Genomic DNA, 16,048 nt, shown 5'->3' with positions numbered 1-16,048 from the left:
TTCTATTTTGAAAATACATGACCTCTATTTTGAAATTACACGGCTTTTATTTTGAAATTACATAGTAGTTACTCCAATACTTCTAACAGCGCTTTTGCCTTTAAGAGGCATTCCTCATATTCGTGTTTTGGAATTGCATTTGCTGTTATTGCACTACCTACATGAAAAGAAATATATTGATTATCTGCATTATACAAAATACTTCTAATAATTACATTAAAATCAAAATCACCACTTGGAGTAAAATAGCCCATACAACCACTATAAACCCCTCTTTTTGAAACTTCTAATGCTTCAATTATATGCATCGAAGCTATTTTTGGGGCGCCGGTCATACTACCCATCGGAAAAGTATTTTTAATCACTTCAACTGATGTATAATCCGTTTTGGCACAGGATTTTATAGTCGAAATCATTTGATGAACTTGTTTAAATGTATATATTTTACAAAATTCCTCTACATGAACAGATCCTTTTGTAGCAATTTTAGATAAATCATTTCTAACTAAATCTACAATCATGATATTTTCTGATCGTTCTTTTTGATTTGATTCAAGATTATGCTTGCTTTGTTCGTCGTCTTGTTCATTTGCAAACCGCTTGGAAGTTCCTTTTATTGGCTGCGATATTATCGTTTGCCCCGTTTTTTGTAAGTACCTTTCAGGAGATGCACACATGATAAACTTTTGATGGTTTTTAAAATATGCCGCAAACGGTGCTTTTGATATTTTATCTAGGTTAATATATTTTTCTAATGGATTTATTTTTTGATTTGCATAAAATTCCATACAAAAATTCGCTTCATAAATAGTACCTTTTTGAATTTCTTTTAGTATTTTTCGTACTTTTTCTTCATACAAAATTGGATCTAAACGTTGTTGTACTTTTATGGTATCTTTTGAAATATGCATTGAAGGTTTTGCAGCTATAATTTCATTAAAATCCGACTCCATTTCGTCTTCACAAAATTTTAAATACTGCATTTCTAAAGAATTTCCTTTAACTATAAATATTTTTTTGGGTTGAAAAAAAAATAAATCATCAAAATATATGTGGTCTGCATTTTTCGAAAATAATACTTCCACATCATTCTTCAAATCATAGCTTATGTATCCAAAAATCCAATCTTTAATATTGCTTTGATATTGTTGCAAATCATCAAAAGCATTATAAAAATCTGTTTTTATTGATGTAAATGCTTCACATGCAGCAAGATAATCAAATTTTGAATATTGATTTCTATTATTAAACTGCACGTTGCTATCAAGAAATAAAATTTCTCTATAGGGCTGTGTCCAATGCAATAATTGGATTTTGAAACTTTCTGGATCTGTTAGTTCTTTAAAAATAATCGTTCTCAAAGATTTTAATTTTTTAGGAATTGCATTCAAAAATACATTTTTTTTTGATAACAATGATATATTTTAAAAGTTTGGCATGATTTTTATAATACTTAATTCATAACTTCTAATAATGTAAAAATTGATATAAAATTACTATCTAAAAATAACATATTGAATATTTAAACTAATAAATAATTAATAAAAATAAATGAATTTTGTAAATTATTTTATTATGAAATTTAAGATTATCATAAAACCTATCAATAGTGTAAACAAATAAATTTTATATATATGAAAAATTGGAATCATTTGGGTTATGCTGGCCTCATTTTGGCCACTACAATTGTTGCTTGTAAACAAGCAGAAGCACCAGAAACTACTGCATCGGAAGTAGATGCAAAAGCAGTATCCTCATCAGCTGCCGTTCAAAAAGATGATGGACGAAAAATTATTCGCACGGCCGATATAAAATTTAAAACCAAAAATGTTGCAAAATCTACTTACGCTATAGAAAATGCAGTTAGTAAATTTGGAGGTTTTGTTACATTTACCGATTTAAACAGTCAAATAATAGAAAAATCTAAAGTAAAAATTGCTCAAGATTCAATTCTCGAAATTACCAAATACACTGTTTTGAACGACATGACTATTAGAGTACCAAACACAAAATTAGATACGGTCATCAAAATTATTGCCAAAGAAATTGATTTTTTAGATTCCAGACAAATCAAGGCCGATGATGTTTCATTACAAATTTTAGCCAATCAATTAGCACAAGTCAGAAAAAATGCTCATGCAACTAGATTAGAAAATGCCATCGACACTAAAGGCAAAAAAGTAACTGAAATATCTAATGCAGAAGAGGATTTAGAAACCAAAAAGCAAGAAAACGACGAAAAAAAATTAGACAACCTTTCATTAAAAGACAAAGTTGATTTTAGCACACTTTCCTTACAATTATATCAAAACGAAAGCATCAAAAAAGACATTAAACCTTCCGAAAAAATGTTTCGACAAGGTTTTGGACTCCAAATTGTAGATGGCCTACAATTTGGATGGTACCTTATAGAAGATATAATAACTTTTATTATCCAATTTTGGTCTTTAATCGTATTAAGCCTATTAGGTTTTATATTATATAAAAAATATTCTAAATAATAATATTTTAAATTCAATAAAAAGATAATTTATTATAACTACAAAATGCAACTCATCAAAAAAGCTAACCTATTGAAATAGCTTATAAACAATAAAAAAAAACAGCCTATAAATATATTTTTATTAAGCTGTTTTTTTACATATTTATAACACTTGTCTAATAAAAGCTTACCCTCCAAGCTTTACATATACTACTCTTTTCCAACAACTAAATGGGTATTAACTGTATCACTTTCAATAATACCATCTCGAAGTCGAATGATTCGATGGGCATAAGCAGCAATATCTTCCTCGTGAGTTACCAAAATAACCGTGTTCCCTAGTTGATGAATATCGCCAAAAAGTTTCATTATTTCTACAGAAGTTTTACTATCCAAATTCCCTGTTGGCTCATCAGCCAAAATAATAGAAGGTTTATTTACCAAGGCTCTAGCCACAGCAACACGTTGCCGTTGCCCTCCAGAAAGTTGATTAGGCTGGTGGTCCATTCTATCGGCCAAATTGACTTGCTTCAACACTTCGGTAGCCCTAATATTGCGTTCGCTCTTCGAAAATCCAGCATATACCATAGGCAACGCCACGTTGTCTAAAGCCGTTGTCCGAGGCAATAAATTAAACGTCTGAAAAACAAAACCAATTTCTTTATTCCTAATTTCCGCCAATTGATCATCATGCATCTGACTCACATCTTTTCCATTCAAAATATAAGTGCCAGACGTAGGCGTATCCAAGCAACCTAAAATATTCATCAAAGTCGATTTCCCCGATCCTGAAGGTCCCATGAGGGCAACATACTCTCCTTTTTTAATTTCAAGATTCACCCCCTTTAACACATACACTATTTCATTACCAAGAACGAAATCTCGTTTAATATTACTTATTTTGATTAATGTTTCCATAAAATTGCTGTTTTTTTGACATTGCTAATCCATTAGTTAGCAAATACCCGTTTTAGTTACAACAAATGTAACTAATAAAATAATGTTTTTTTTCAAATATTTTTCCTCTTTCAAAATAACTTCCGTTTCAAAACCAGCAATAGGGCGTTACCCACAAGGGGTCGGGCTTTTCGTTACAATCTTTTTTGTTTTTAAAGAAAAAACAAAAAAGGATTTCCACTGCAATCCCTAACGCAAATTAAAAAAACAACACTTGAACTACCATTAGCTTTTGACAAAAAACATTACTTAACTGCTATCCAACTGCCTGATTTTAAACTTTCTATAGCCGCAAAACTGGCTTTTGTAGTGTTCAATATCTCATCAAATGGAATTATGGGACTTCCGCCATGTTGCACTTGATGGATTAAGGCCTCAAACTGGGCTTTATGTCCTTTGTCCAATTTGGTCGAAAAAGATTGCAACCCTTTAAAGCCATACACTTCTGTTTTTCGAAAATTATCTATAATTGCAGTACGTTCTTGAGAATATATTTCTATTCTTTCTTTTGAATAGGCTTTTGATCCATTGGCAAAATAATTGATAACCCCCGTAGATCCGTTTTCGTATTTCAATAATATAGAGGCATTATCGGTGTTTTCTGCAGGATTAACTCCCATCGCATTCATACAAACGGCTTTGATTTTGCTACCCGTAAAGTATGTAATCAAATCCATAAAATGGCAGGCTTCGCCAATAATTCGCCCTCCTCCTACTAGCATATCATGCACCCAAACATTGGCGGGAATGGCACCCGCATTCATAGTTGCTATGATATTCATTGGTGCTGTTCCCAAGACTTTTTTTATCTTGGTGGCATGTGGCGAAAACCGTCTATTAAAACCTACAGTTATCGTATTTTGAAAGTTTGATTGCTCATATAGATTCCATAAAGCATCTAATTGTTGGACATCTATTGCCAATGGTTTTTCTACAAAAACGTTTTTTTGATGTTGCAAACAAGCCATAACCAATTGGGCATGATTGTTATGACGTGTTGTAATCATTACCAAATCGACCAAATCATCTTGCAAAATATCGTTGTAATTTGTAGTCGAATACTCAAAACCATATTTTTGAGCCAGCGAAGTTCCAGAAACCCCACCAGCACTAGCAATGTATTTGAGGGTAGCAGGTGTTTTTTTCAAAATAGGCATCATCGTCATTTTTGTAAAATTTCCAGCTCCAATTACTCCAATATTTCCTTTACTTTGTTTAAAATTAACCGAATTAACTTTAACAAAATTAGATGGTGTGTCAGTATTATTATCGTTATATTTCAAAATAGAAGCTATCGACTTGCTTTGACCAATCGCTCCATATATTTGTTGGTAATTGTCTAAAGGGACAATTTCTGTAATCATTTCGGCAACCTTTAATTTGCCCGAAGCAATCGTTTGCAAAATGGCATCAAAATTGCGTTTTTCTGTCCAACGAACAAAAGCCAAAGGATAATCCTGACCACGTTGTTCATAGTTTTCGTCATATCGACCAGGACCATACGAACAAGAAACTTGAAAAGTAAGTTCTTTCTCATAAAATTCTGCCCTACTAATATCCAAACCGATAACGCCCACCAAAACAATTTTGCCTCTTTTTCTCGACATTTGAGCTGCTTGACTAATAATGTCGTTATTTTTTGCAGATGCTGTAATAATCACGCCGTCTGAGCCAATATTATTAGTTTGAGATTGTACGAACTTTACTATATCGCCATCGGTTCGAGGGTTAAAAGGAATAACACCCCATTGTTTGGAAAGATTCAGTTTGTCTTGATCTAAATCAACTCCTATTACCTTACAACCGTTTGCAATCAAAAGTTGTGCCGTTAGAAGCCCAATAAGCCCCATTCCAATCACCACCACTGTTTCGCCCAAAGTAGGATTGAGCAACCTAATGCCTTGTAAACCAATAGATCCTATAACAGTAAAAGTAGCTTCATCGTCTGAAACATTTGCCGGAATTGGGACTACTAAGTTACTTGGAATACACACATATTCGGCATGGGCACCATTTGAAGCTACCCTATCTCCAATATTAAATTCTGACACTCCCTCCCCTACTGCTATTACTTTACCTACATTACAATATCCTAATGGCAATGGTTGCCCTAGCTTATTAAAAACAGCCTCTAAAGTGGGCATAAGCCCTTCTGTTTTAATTTTGTCCAATACTTGTTTTACCTTGTCGGGCTGCTGACGGGCTTTTGAAATAAGGTTTGATTTTCCAAATTCAACCAACATTCTTTCTGTACCTAATGATACCAAACTTCGTGTTGTTTTGATTAAAACATGCCCTTTTTTTACCTGAGGTGCAGGAATGGTTTCTAAAATAGTTTCGCCCGTTTTGAACGATTGTATGATTTGAAGCATTTTAAATGTATTTTATTAGTTATCAGCAAATTGTCTCATCCAACTTTCTATTGAAAGCAAGCACCAAACAGTGTACGACGCATCAATTTTTCCAGATTTATTATCCTCAATAAGTTCTTGTATTTTATCATAATCAAAAATACCTCGCTTTTCAACGTTGTTTTTTGATAAATATGCTTGAATCGTTTGGTCCATATCCTGAGTAATCCACTGTCTTACTGGAGCTCCAAAACCCGATTTTGGTCGATAAATAACCTCGTGTGGCAGGTATTTTTCCATAACTTTTTTCAAAATATATTTGGTTGTCATTCCTTTCAATTTTAAATTTGTAGGAATTTGAGTGCTAAATTCAACCAATTCTTTATCTAAAAATGGGACACGAACTTCCACTCCGGTTGCCATACTCATTTTGTCGGTATAATTCAAATTATGATCTACCAAGAAAAATTTCATTTCTAAATACAGCATTTTATTTAAAATATCTTTTTCAATTTCAATATTTTTTAAATAATTTTTCAATATTTGAAGTGGTTGATAATTTTTAGCTTCTAATTGGTATTTTTTTGCAAATAATGTATCTATAATATCTTTGTCCAACCAAGAAAAATAGCCCACTAAACGGTCTTGTTGAGACAAATGAATATTGGCTGTTAGTTTTCTGGCACGTCTAAAAAGGGGTTTGTTTGCTGGGAGTTTGTTAATAATTTTTTGTGCCAATTTTCTAAAAAATAATGGACAGTAAACCAAATATTTTTCAATTCGTAAGGCTTGATGGCGTCGATAACCAGAAAATAAATCGTCTCCGGCAGTACCACCCAACAATACTATTTGTCCGTCTTTTCTGGCTTGAGTACAAATTTGCAATACACTCAAAGGAGCAGGATCGGCCTGTGGCTCATCTAAATGATAAATCATTTGATCAAAATCTTTCACAATATCAACTGTCGATTCAACTTCTATCAAATGAACGTCGAGGTGTTTAGCTACTTTTCGAGCATAGTCTAAGTCATTTGCAAAACCTTCTTCCATGTCTTGACCATCATTGGTTTTGATGGTATAACAATTAAAAGCTCGGTTAGGATACAATTTTTTGGCAATAGCCACAATTCCGCTTGAATCTAGCCCGCCCGAAAGGAAAAAACCAACAGGAACGTCTGCCAACATTTGTCTTTCAATAGCTTTTGTAAGTCTTTGCTCCAATTCGTCGATAAGCTCTTGTTCGGTTTTCAAACTTCTTACATTATCAAATGGAATATCATAATATTTTTGAATTTTAAACCGAGCATATTCATCCCATTTGAAAGTCATATAATGTCCAGGCAAGAGTTTTAAAACATGCTTAAAAGGGGTTTGTTCTGCAGGTGAGTATAAAAAAGTAAGATAGTTTTCTAACGAAGGAATACTAATTTCTTTGTTAAATTGTAAAGGTAATAATGATTTTATTTCAGAACTAAACCAAAATAAATGTTCGTCTGCATAATAATATAAAGGTTTTACACCAAATTGATCTCGGGCAATAAAAACTTCTTTTGTTTGTTTATTGAAAATAGCAAAAGCAAAAATACCATTCAATTGATTTAAAATATCCTTACCATATTCTATAAAACCGTAAAGTAAAGATTCGGTATCTGAATGAGATTTAAAACAATACTTATTTTCTAATGATTTTCTAACTTCTAAGTGATTATAAATTTCACCATTAAAAATGAGTACAAAATTACCACAATGACTTATCATGGGTTGATGTCCATTTTCGGACAAATCTTGAATTGCCAAACGCCTTTGACCAAAACCCAGCTGATCATGATAAAAAAAACCAAAATCATCAGGACCCCTGTGAGCTATTGATTGAGTTGCTTTTTCTAATAAGGGGGCAACATTATTAGAAATAATCCCTACGATTCCACACATATAATATATCCAATTTAAAATGCAAAAATAATCAAAAAAAGCATGTGAAAATAACCAGAATGAAGTTTGACAAATAAAAAATAGAAAATGTTAATATATTATTGAAAAACAAAATTAAAAAAGGAACACTAAAAACAATTAAATATTGCGAAAAAAGCAAATAAATCGATAAAAAGACTTAAAAAAAATATCTAATAAAGAAATTATGATAAAAAAAATATAAGATTTTAAAAAAAATCAAAAAAAAATAAGAAGTTCAAATTATAAGTAATAAAATTTAAGAATTTGACAATTTTAACGCTCTACCCTATTTTTTTTAGAGGTATGGTGCATTGTATATCAAATATTTAATATATTTGCAGCAAATTCATAGGGGTTTAATCTAATTAAATAATAATTTATGTCAACATTTCGTTTCCAAGCTTTAAAAGAAGCATCAAACAGAAAACCAGTAAAATTTGAAGAAATCGACAGAAAATCTAACATTTTTGGGTCGAATGTATTTAATGACAAAGCAATGAGGCAATTTTTAACCTCTGATGCTTATAAAGGAGTAAAAGGTGCCATACAGCACGGGACAAAAATAGATAGAAAATTAGCAGATTATATTGCTATGGGTATGAAAGAATGGGCCTTATCAAAAGGAGTTACCCACTATACCCACTGGTTTCAACCTTTGACAGGTACTACCGCAGAGAAACATGATGCTTTTTTTGAAACATCTTATGATGGTAGCGATCCAGTAGAAAAATTTGGAGGAGCTCAATTGGTACAACAAGAACCAGACGCATCTAGTTTTCCAAACGGAGGAATTCGTAATACATTTGAGGCAAGAGGTTATACCGCTTGGGATCCAACCTCTCCAGCATTTATATTTGGAACAACACTTTGCATTCCAACAGTATTCATTTCTTACACTGGAGAAGCTTTGGACAATAAAATTCCATTGTTAAGAGCATTATCTGTAATGGACGAAGCAGCAACAGAAGTTTGCAAATATTTTGATAAAAATGTTAAAAAAGTAACTGCCACTTTAGGTTGGGAACAAGAATATTTCTTGGTGGACAAATCATTAGCCAATTCACGTCCTGATTTGATGATGACAGGTAGAACCTTATTAGGACATACCTCTGCAAAAGGACAACAATTAGACGATCATTATTTTGGGTCTATTCCTACAAGAGCTTTGACTTATATGCGTGATTTGGAGCAAGAGTGTATGTTATTGGGTATTCCTGTAAAAACACGTCATAACGAGGTGGCTCCAAACCAATTTGAGTTGGCACCCATTTTTGAAGAAACCAACCTAGCAGTAGATCATAACTGTTTGTTGATGGATGTGATGCAAAAAGTAGCCGAAAGACACGATTTTAAAGTCTTATTACACGAAAAACCTTTCAAAGGGGTTAATGGATCTGGAAAACACAACAACTGGTCGTTGGCTACAGATACTGGAGTAAACTTGTTGAGTCCAAGTAAAACTCCAATGAGTAACTTACAGTTTTTGACTTTCTTTATCAACACAATCAAAGCCGTAAACGATAATGAAGCTTTATTAAGAGCCTCTATTGCAACAGCTAGTAACGACCACCGTTTAGGAGCCAACGAAGCACCACCAGCTATCATTTCGGTATTTATTGGAGAGCAATTAACAAAAGTATTGGCAGAATTAGAAGGTGTTACATCAGGAAAATTATCACCAGAAGAAAAAACTGATTTAAAATTAAATGTTGTTGGTAAAATTCCAGATGTATTATTAGACAATACCGACAGAAATAGAACTTCGCCATTTGCTTTTACTGGAAATAAATTTGAATTTAGAGCCGTTGGGTCTTCTGCAAACTGTGCTAATGCCATGACAACTTTAAATGCAATTGTTGCCAAACAATTAAGAGATTTTAAACTTGAAGTTGATGCTTTAATTGAAGAAAAAGGCATGAAAAAAGATGATGCTATTTTCAATACGTTAAGAGAATACATCAAAGTATCTAAGAAAATTCTTTTTGAAGGCGATGGATATAGCGATGCATGGGAACAAGAGGCAGCAAAAAGAGGTTTGAGCAACTTCAAAACTACACCAGAAGCTTTGAAAGCTAGAGCATCTAAACAAGCTTTGGATTTGTTTGCTGAATTAGGCATCATGAATCATGTAGAAGTGGAAGCCCGTTACGAAATTGAATTGGAAGAATATACTAAAAAAATCCAAATTGAAGGACGTGTTCTTGGCGATATAGCAAGAAACCACGTAATACCAACTGCTATCAAATATCAAAATACTTTGATTGATAACGTAAAAGGTTTAAAAGATATTTTTGGCAAAGAATTTGAAACTATTGCAAAAGAACAAATTTTAATTATCAAAGAAATTTCTGAACACATTGAAGGTATTAATTCAAAAGTTGAAGAAATGATTGATGCTAGAAAAGAGGCAAACATTTTGACAGATGCCCAAGAAATGGCTGAATCTTATTGTAATAAAGTAAAACCATATTTTGAAATAATCAGAGAACACTGCGATAAATTAGAACTTTTAGTTGATAACGAAAGTTGGACTTTGACTAAATACAGAGAGTTATTATTTACAAAATAATAAAACTGATCCTTTCAAAAAAGCCTCAAAATAATATTTTGAGGCTTTTTTTATTCTGAATTAAAACCTATTTTTGCATTTTAATTGGCATGATTCAATTCCTATTTTGATTATTTATTGATGATGCTATTGATACTAAAAAGACATTGTTACTAATCTTTATCAAATTTAAATAATAAAAAAAAGCAGAATTACAACTTAATTTTTAAAAATAATACATAAAATATTTAAATTAATATATATATATTTATTTGCATTAATTATTTAATAAATGGAACAAACAATTTTTATAGTTATCGGTTTTATCCTTTTTATATTAGGTTTGTTTTTAGGTAAATTTATTTTTACCAATAGATATACTTATGAAAACCAACATCTTCTATCAAAAATAGAAGAATTGAAAGAATTTAATGTAGCTCAAAAAAGAGCGTTTGATGATGAAAAAAAACAATGGAATTTCCAAATTGAAAAAGCACTTGCAGAAAAAGAAAATATAAGACAGGAAAAAGAAGCTATTCAAACAGAATTGACGGTAAAAGAAATAGATTTTGATTATTTGCTAGAAAGACATCAAGAGCAAAAACAAGAAATTAATGCCATGCAAGAAAAATTTGTGGTACAATTTGAAAATTTAGCCAATAAAATTTTAGAAGAAAAATCGAATAAATTTACAGAGTTTAACAAAATAAATATAGCAAATATCTTGTTTCCATTACAAGAAAAAATATTGCTTTTTGAAAAAAAAATTCAAGACACCCATCAACAAAGTATTGATTATCATGCAACTTTGCGTGAGCAAATCAACCAATTGCATGCTACACATGAAAAAATGAGTTTGGAAACAGTCAATTTGACTAAGGCATTAAAAGGTGATAGCAAAATACAGGGGAATTGGGGGGAATTGGTATTAGAACGGGTATTAGAAAAATCAGGATTACAAAAAGATAGTGAATATTATATTCAACAATGTCATACAAACAGCAATGGCAAAAAAGTTTTTCCAGACGTAGTGGTTTGCCTGCCCGACCGCAAAAAAATGATTATCGATTCTAAAGTTTCATTAACTGCTTATGAAAAATACGTCAATGAAGAAGATAAAGCACTGAAAAACAATTATTTAAAAGAACATTTATCATCAATAAAAAAACACATTGAACAATTAGGAACAAAAAATTATCAAGAATTATATCAAATAGAAAGTCCCGATTTTGTTTTACTTTTTATACCTTTGGAGCCAGCATTTGCATTAGCCTTACAAGAAGATGCCCATTTGTATAACAAAGCATTTGAGCAAAATATTGTTATCGTTACCCCATCAACATTGTTGGCTACATTGCGAACTATTGATAGCCTTTGGGCCAATCAAAAACAACAAAAATATGCACTAGAAATAGCCCGCCAAGCTGGAAATTTATATGACAAATTTGAAGGGTTTGTTGCTGATTTATTAAAACTAGGCAAAAAAATAGACGAAAGCAAAGCTGATTATGAGGCCGCAATGAACAAACTGGTCTCGGGAAATGGCAATTTAGTATATAGTGTAGAAAAATTAAAAACATTAGGGGCAAAAGCCAAAAAATCTATGTCAGAAAATCTAATTCAAGAATCAAATATAAACAATTAAATTAAACAATATGAGAAAAATTTTAGGAATATCAACAGTTATTGCCCTATTATTAGTAGCAGGTTATTTTTCAATATTTTATTATGCTTCATATAGCGAAGGAGTACGATCGGGCGAATTGATAAAATTTAGCCACAAAGGGATGGTTTTCAAAACTTGGGAGGGAGAAATTAGTCAAGGTATTTCAGGGGCACAAATTTTTGCCTTTTCTGTTTTAGACAATAAACCTGAAGTAATTGACAGTTTAAAAAGTTATGAAGGACAATATGTAAAAGTAACTTATGTAGAAAAATACAAAACTTTTCCTTGGTGGGGAGATAGTAAATATTTTATAACAGATGTAAAAAAAGACGTTTCTCCTTTCAAAATGAAGTAAAATGACCGAAATTTTTAAAAAAGTAAGCGATTCTAAAGTAACAATATCCGAATTGATGTTGCCCTCGCATACCAATTTTTCAGGCAAAATACATGGAGGATATATCCTGTCGCTTTTAGACCAAATTGCTTTTGCCTCGGCATCAAAATTTTCTGGACATTATTGTGTTACGGCATCCGTGGATACCGTAGATTTTTTAAACCCGATAGAGGTTGGAGAATTGGTAACAATGAAAGCCAGTGTCAATTATGTGGGAAAAAGCTCGATGATAGTTGGGATTCGTGTAGAATCAGAAAACATTCAAACTGGAAAAGTCAAACATTGTAATTCCTCTTATTTTACAATGGTTGCCAAAAATAAAAATGGCACTAGTGAAAAAGTGCCAGGGCTTATTTTGAGTACTGAAAATGATATAAGACGTTTTTTTAATTGTTTAAAAATGATTGCTCTAAAAAAAGAAAAATCATTACACGAGGAAAAAGAACAATATAAAAGTGAAAATCAAGTAGAAATATTAAAAAATTATAACGTGAAACTTAACTTATAATTTAGTAATTTGGTTTAATTTATCTATTTCTAAAATTATACCTTTAGGTGTATTATAATACATCTTTTCAAATTTAGCATCGTAAATAATTTCTTCAAAAATATATGAAGTTTTTATAGAAACGGTATTACTATACATATCGTCAAAAGCTTTGAAATAAACAATGATTTCGCCTTTTGTTTGTGCAAAATCCTCTTGACTAAAACCATAAAATGGACTTTGTTCCGTAATTTCGTGAACCAAAGTCCAGTTTAAATTTAAGGATGCTATTTGATTCATTTCCAAATCTAATGTAAAAAATTTATTAACTCTGGTATTATTTTCTTCAATAATAATACCAGCAGTAATTTGTACTTCGGCATCTATCAAACTAATGTTTTTAAATGGTACTAGCCTAACCATCAAGGCTTTACCAGATTTATAAGGTGCAATAATGGCATGATGAGAGAACAATATGAATGCTTTTGGTTTACTAAATCGACCATAAAATAAACCCGTTGCTAATGCAAATGACAATAAACCAATCAGGGCTTCTAGTGCAGCCAACATACTGGTTAAAAAACCTGTAGGGCTAATGTGTCCATAGCCCACTGTTGTAAAAGTTTGAGCACTAAAAAAATAAGCTTGGGCCAATTGTTCCAATTGGCTAGAGGTTTTGTTGATACCATTTAGATGTTCAATTCCTATAAAATAATATAAACTTGCAAAAATAGTATTAATCAATATAAACCCCATTAATAATGCAAAAATGAAGTTCCTTTTTGAAACTGTAAGCATTAAATGGTACCAACTGATTGAATCTAAAAAGGAAATTCCTGATTTGATAACATTTGCATTGCCATTTTTATTAATAAAACGATTTTCAAATTCAGAAGCTTGGTTTCCAAATCCAGTGTTGGCTTTTGATTTGATGTGCCGTATATTTTTTTTTCTGATTAACGACATTTTATTTATTTAAAACCTCTAATAACACCTGAGCCTCCGTTCCATTTGGGAAAGAAATTCCAATTTTTTGGGCAATTGTAGGGGCAATTTGTGTAATTATTTTTCTATCAGAAGTAGCTCCTTTGGGTATGTTCCAACCATAAAAAATCAATGGAACATGTGTATCATAAGCATAAGGAGTGCCATGAGAGGTGCCTTTTTCGTGGTATTCTATATATCCAGGTTTGTCTAATACTACTAAATCCCCATTTTGAGTAGGGTCAAATCCTTTGTAAATAAAATTCAAATAATAATCAGCTTGATTTGGATTTAGAATTTCCTCTTCTGTATATACTCGTTTAACTTGCTCTTGAGTCATCAAATAATTTTTAAAATTTTGTTTGACAATTGTTACATCTAAACCTTTTTGTTTGATTACTTCTTTGTCCAAAAACAAATTAAAATTAGAATAATTTTGCACCAAATCAACGCCAAAAGTAGCTAACGAAAACTGCTTCAAGTCTTCAACTATTTTTTTAGGTTTGACATTTTTAACTTGATATTGATGGTCTTTCAAAAAGTTTGCATTTTCAGCCCCTGCATGGTCAGCGGTAACAAATAATAAATAGTCATTTTTACCTATAAATTTATCTAAATAATTCAGTAAGTCTGCAATGTTTTGATCCATTCTCATATACGTGTCTTGTAATTCCATTGCTCTTGGCCCATAAGCATGCCCCACATAATCTGTAGAAGAAAAACTTATTGCGATAAAATCTGTAATATTATCTTTACCTAATTGTTCCTTTTCAATAGCTCTCATTGCAAACGAAGCCAATAAATCATTACCATAAGGAGTTGAACGAATAACACCTGCATCATTTTTATCATACATAGCTTTCAAATCATAAGGAAAAACAGGTAATTCTTTTTTATACAGTCCTTCTTCATAAGGATTATCGTCTGCTAAACTTTCTGTATAATTTTGTATAGGCTTTAATAAATCCCAGCCTTTTTCAATATAAGGTAAGTAATTTTTTTCAGAATTAAATGTAGTTACCCAGTCAGGTAATTTTTCGCCATAATAGGTACTCGATATAAAAGAACCCGTATTACTATACCAGTAAGCCCCATTTGCAAAATGACCCGCTGGCAAAATGGCACCTCTGTCTTTTATACTTACACCAATTACTTTTCCTTCAAAATTAGTTGCTAATTTAAGTTCATCTGTAATCGTAGTTGCTAAAAGATTTCTTGGAGACATGGCTCCTTCTTTGTCTTTTCCATCTCCAACAAGTTTTACATTATCGTCTTCAGTACAATACATTTGCCTTCCTTTTGTTCTATTAAACCATTCATTACCTACAATACCATGAACGGAAGGTGTTGTACCCGTATAGATAGAAGCATGTCCGGGAGCAGTATAAGTTGGCATATAATTATAATGTACATTTTGAAATTGATAGCCTTCTCGTTGCAAACGCTTAAAACCCTCTTCAGAAAAATCATTTGAAAACCTAGTTAAATATTCAGGTTTCATCTGATCTATAACTACACCAACAACTAATTTTGGCCGATTTTGTGCAGTCAATTGCATGGCTATTCCAATACTCAATAATCCAATGAATTTTTTCATACTTTTATGTCGATTTAATATAAAATTGAATTTTATTTTAAAAAATTTATACTTATTTAATAAATAATGATTATACATTCCTATTAAATCCAAAATTTTTATTTACATATCTTTGTCAAATAATCACATTTACTGTAAGATATTTATTGTAAAATTTTGTCTTTTCAAATATCTAGCAATTATTTATTGGCAAATTTATTCATTTTAAAATAATTATTACCATCTATATGATATTTAATATTAAAATTATGTTATTTTTGAATAAAAATTTAAAGTTATGACCATGTATGATAACCAAAATACGTTTGAAAAATCTTTTGATAAGGACTATTTGACCGAAGATTTGATTCAAGCACAATGGGCTGAATTTATTGAATTAAAAAAATTAATTACTAAGCTTTATATTCAAAAAGGAAGTCCCATCACTATTTTAGATTTAGGTATTGGCAATGCCAGAATTCCAAAACATTTATCTGGAATTGATGAAATTTGGAGTAAAATTGCTCAATATGATGGTACCGACAATGCCATGGCTTGTGTAGAACTTTCAAATAAAGTTTTGGAAGCACTACAAATTCATGACAAAGCAAAGGCATATTGGTTTGATGCCAAAAATTTAACCCAACTTG

Annotated in this window: 12 protein-coding genes; 6 read left to right on the top strand and 6 right to left on the bottom strand. The window is 31.3% G+C overall.

The genetic code is table 11. The annotated features are described in order from the left end of the window. Nucleotides 1-68: 68 nt before the first annotated feature. Nucleotides 69-1,361, bottom strand: coding sequence for an anthranilate synthase component I family protein (locus B0A58_RS12075; RefSeq protein ID WP_165766339.1), 1,293 nt, complete (start codon nt 1,359-1,361; stop codon nt 69-71). Between the two features lie 273 nt (nt 1,362-1,634). Between B0A58_RS12075 and B0A58_RS12070 the strand changes: the two genes are divergently transcribed. After that, nucleotides 1,635-2,501 carry a DUF4349 domain-containing protein gene (locus B0A58_RS12070; RefSeq protein ID WP_089081269.1) on the top strand — a complete coding sequence of 289 codons (867 nt, stop codon included), beginning with the start codon at nt 1,635-1,637 and terminating at the stop codon, nt 2,499-2,501. 191 nt (nt 2,502-2,692) lie between these two features. Here B0A58_RS12070 and B0A58_RS12065 read toward each other — a convergent pair whose 3' ends face one another. The 3 genes from B0A58_RS12065 to asnB all read right to left on the bottom strand — a co-directional run bounded on the left by B0A58_RS12065 (nt 2,693) and on the right by asnB (nt 7,722). Beyond that, the gene (locus tag B0A58_RS12065) at nt 2,693-3,400 is read right to left on the bottom strand and encodes an ABC transporter ATP-binding protein (protein ID WP_014083969.1); all 708 of its coding nucleotides are present in this window, start codon (nt 3,398-3,400) and stop codon (nt 2,693-2,695) included. Nucleotides 3,401-3,684: 284 nt separating this feature from the next. Further along, the gene (locus tag B0A58_RS12060) at nt 3,685-5,811 is read right to left on the bottom strand and encodes a bi-domain-containing oxidoreductase (RefSeq protein ID WP_089081268.1); all 2,127 of its coding nucleotides are present in this window, start codon (nt 5,809-5,811) and stop codon (nt 3,685-3,687) included. A gap of 15 nt (nt 5,812-5,826) precedes the next feature. Then, nucleotides 5,827-7,722, bottom strand: a complete 1,896-nt coding sequence (asnB, locus tag B0A58_RS12055) for an asparagine synthase (glutamine-hydrolyzing) (protein ID WP_089081267.1) — start codon at nt 7,720-7,722, stop codon at nt 5,827-5,829. 400 nt (nt 7,723-8,122) lie between these two features. Here asnB and B0A58_RS12050 point away from each other — a divergent pair, with 400 nt between their 5' ends. The 4 genes from B0A58_RS12050 (at nt 8,123) to B0A58_RS12035 (ending at nt 12,859) form a co-directional block, all read left to right on the top strand. Further along, the gene (locus tag B0A58_RS12050) at nt 8,123-10,312 is read left to right on the top strand and encodes a glutamine synthetase III family protein (RefSeq protein ID WP_089081266.1); all 2,190 of its coding nucleotides are present in this window, start codon (nt 8,123-8,125) and stop codon (nt 10,310-10,312) included. Nucleotides 10,313-10,583: 271 nt separating this feature from the next. Next, a complete protein-coding gene (gene rmuC / locus B0A58_RS12045) occupies nt 10,584-11,936 on the top strand; it encodes a DNA recombination protein RmuC (RefSeq protein WP_089081265.1) in 1,353 nt (450 codons plus the stop codon). 10 nt (nt 11,937-11,946) lie between these two features. After that, complete coding sequence (locus B0A58_RS12040) at nt 11,947-12,312, top strand: 6-phosphogluconate dehydrogenase (RefSeq protein ID WP_089081264.1); 366 nt, start codon at nt 11,947-11,949, stop codon at nt 12,310-12,312. A gap of 1 nt (nt 12,313) precedes the next feature. Next, the gene (locus B0A58_RS12035; RefSeq protein WP_089081263.1) at nt 12,314-12,859 is read left to right on the top strand and encodes an acyl-CoA thioesterase; all 546 of its coding nucleotides are present in this window, start codon (nt 12,314-12,316) and stop codon (nt 12,857-12,859) included. Here the strand turns inward: B0A58_RS12035 and B0A58_RS12030 are convergent. After that, a complete protein-coding gene (locus B0A58_RS12030; protein ID WP_089081262.1) occupies nt 12,854-13,804 on the bottom strand; it encodes an ion channel in 951 nt (316 codons plus the stop codon). The genes B0A58_RS12035 and B0A58_RS12030 overlap by 6 nt on opposite strands. A 1-nt stretch (nt 13,805) precedes the next feature. After that, complete coding sequence (pafA, locus tag B0A58_RS12025) at nt 13,806-15,419, bottom strand: alkaline phosphatase PafA (protein ID WP_089081261.1); 1,614 nt, start codon at nt 15,417-15,419, stop codon at nt 13,806-13,808. Nucleotides 15,420-15,696: 277 nt separating this feature from the next. On the opposite strand from pafA, the gene B0A58_RS12020 reads away from it, so the two are divergent. Further along, the coding region (locus B0A58_RS12020) for a hypothetical protein (RefSeq protein ID WP_165766338.1) at nt 15,697-16,048 on the top strand (352 nt) is incomplete at its 3' end.

The organism is Flavobacterium branchiophilum NBRC 15030 = ATCC 35035, from assembly GCF_002217205.1.
Classification (GTDB): domain Bacteria; phylum Bacteroidota; class Bacteroidia; order Flavobacteriales; family Flavobacteriaceae; genus Flavobacterium; species Flavobacterium branchiophilum.
This window is presented reverse-complemented; position numbering and strand designations above follow the sequence as displayed.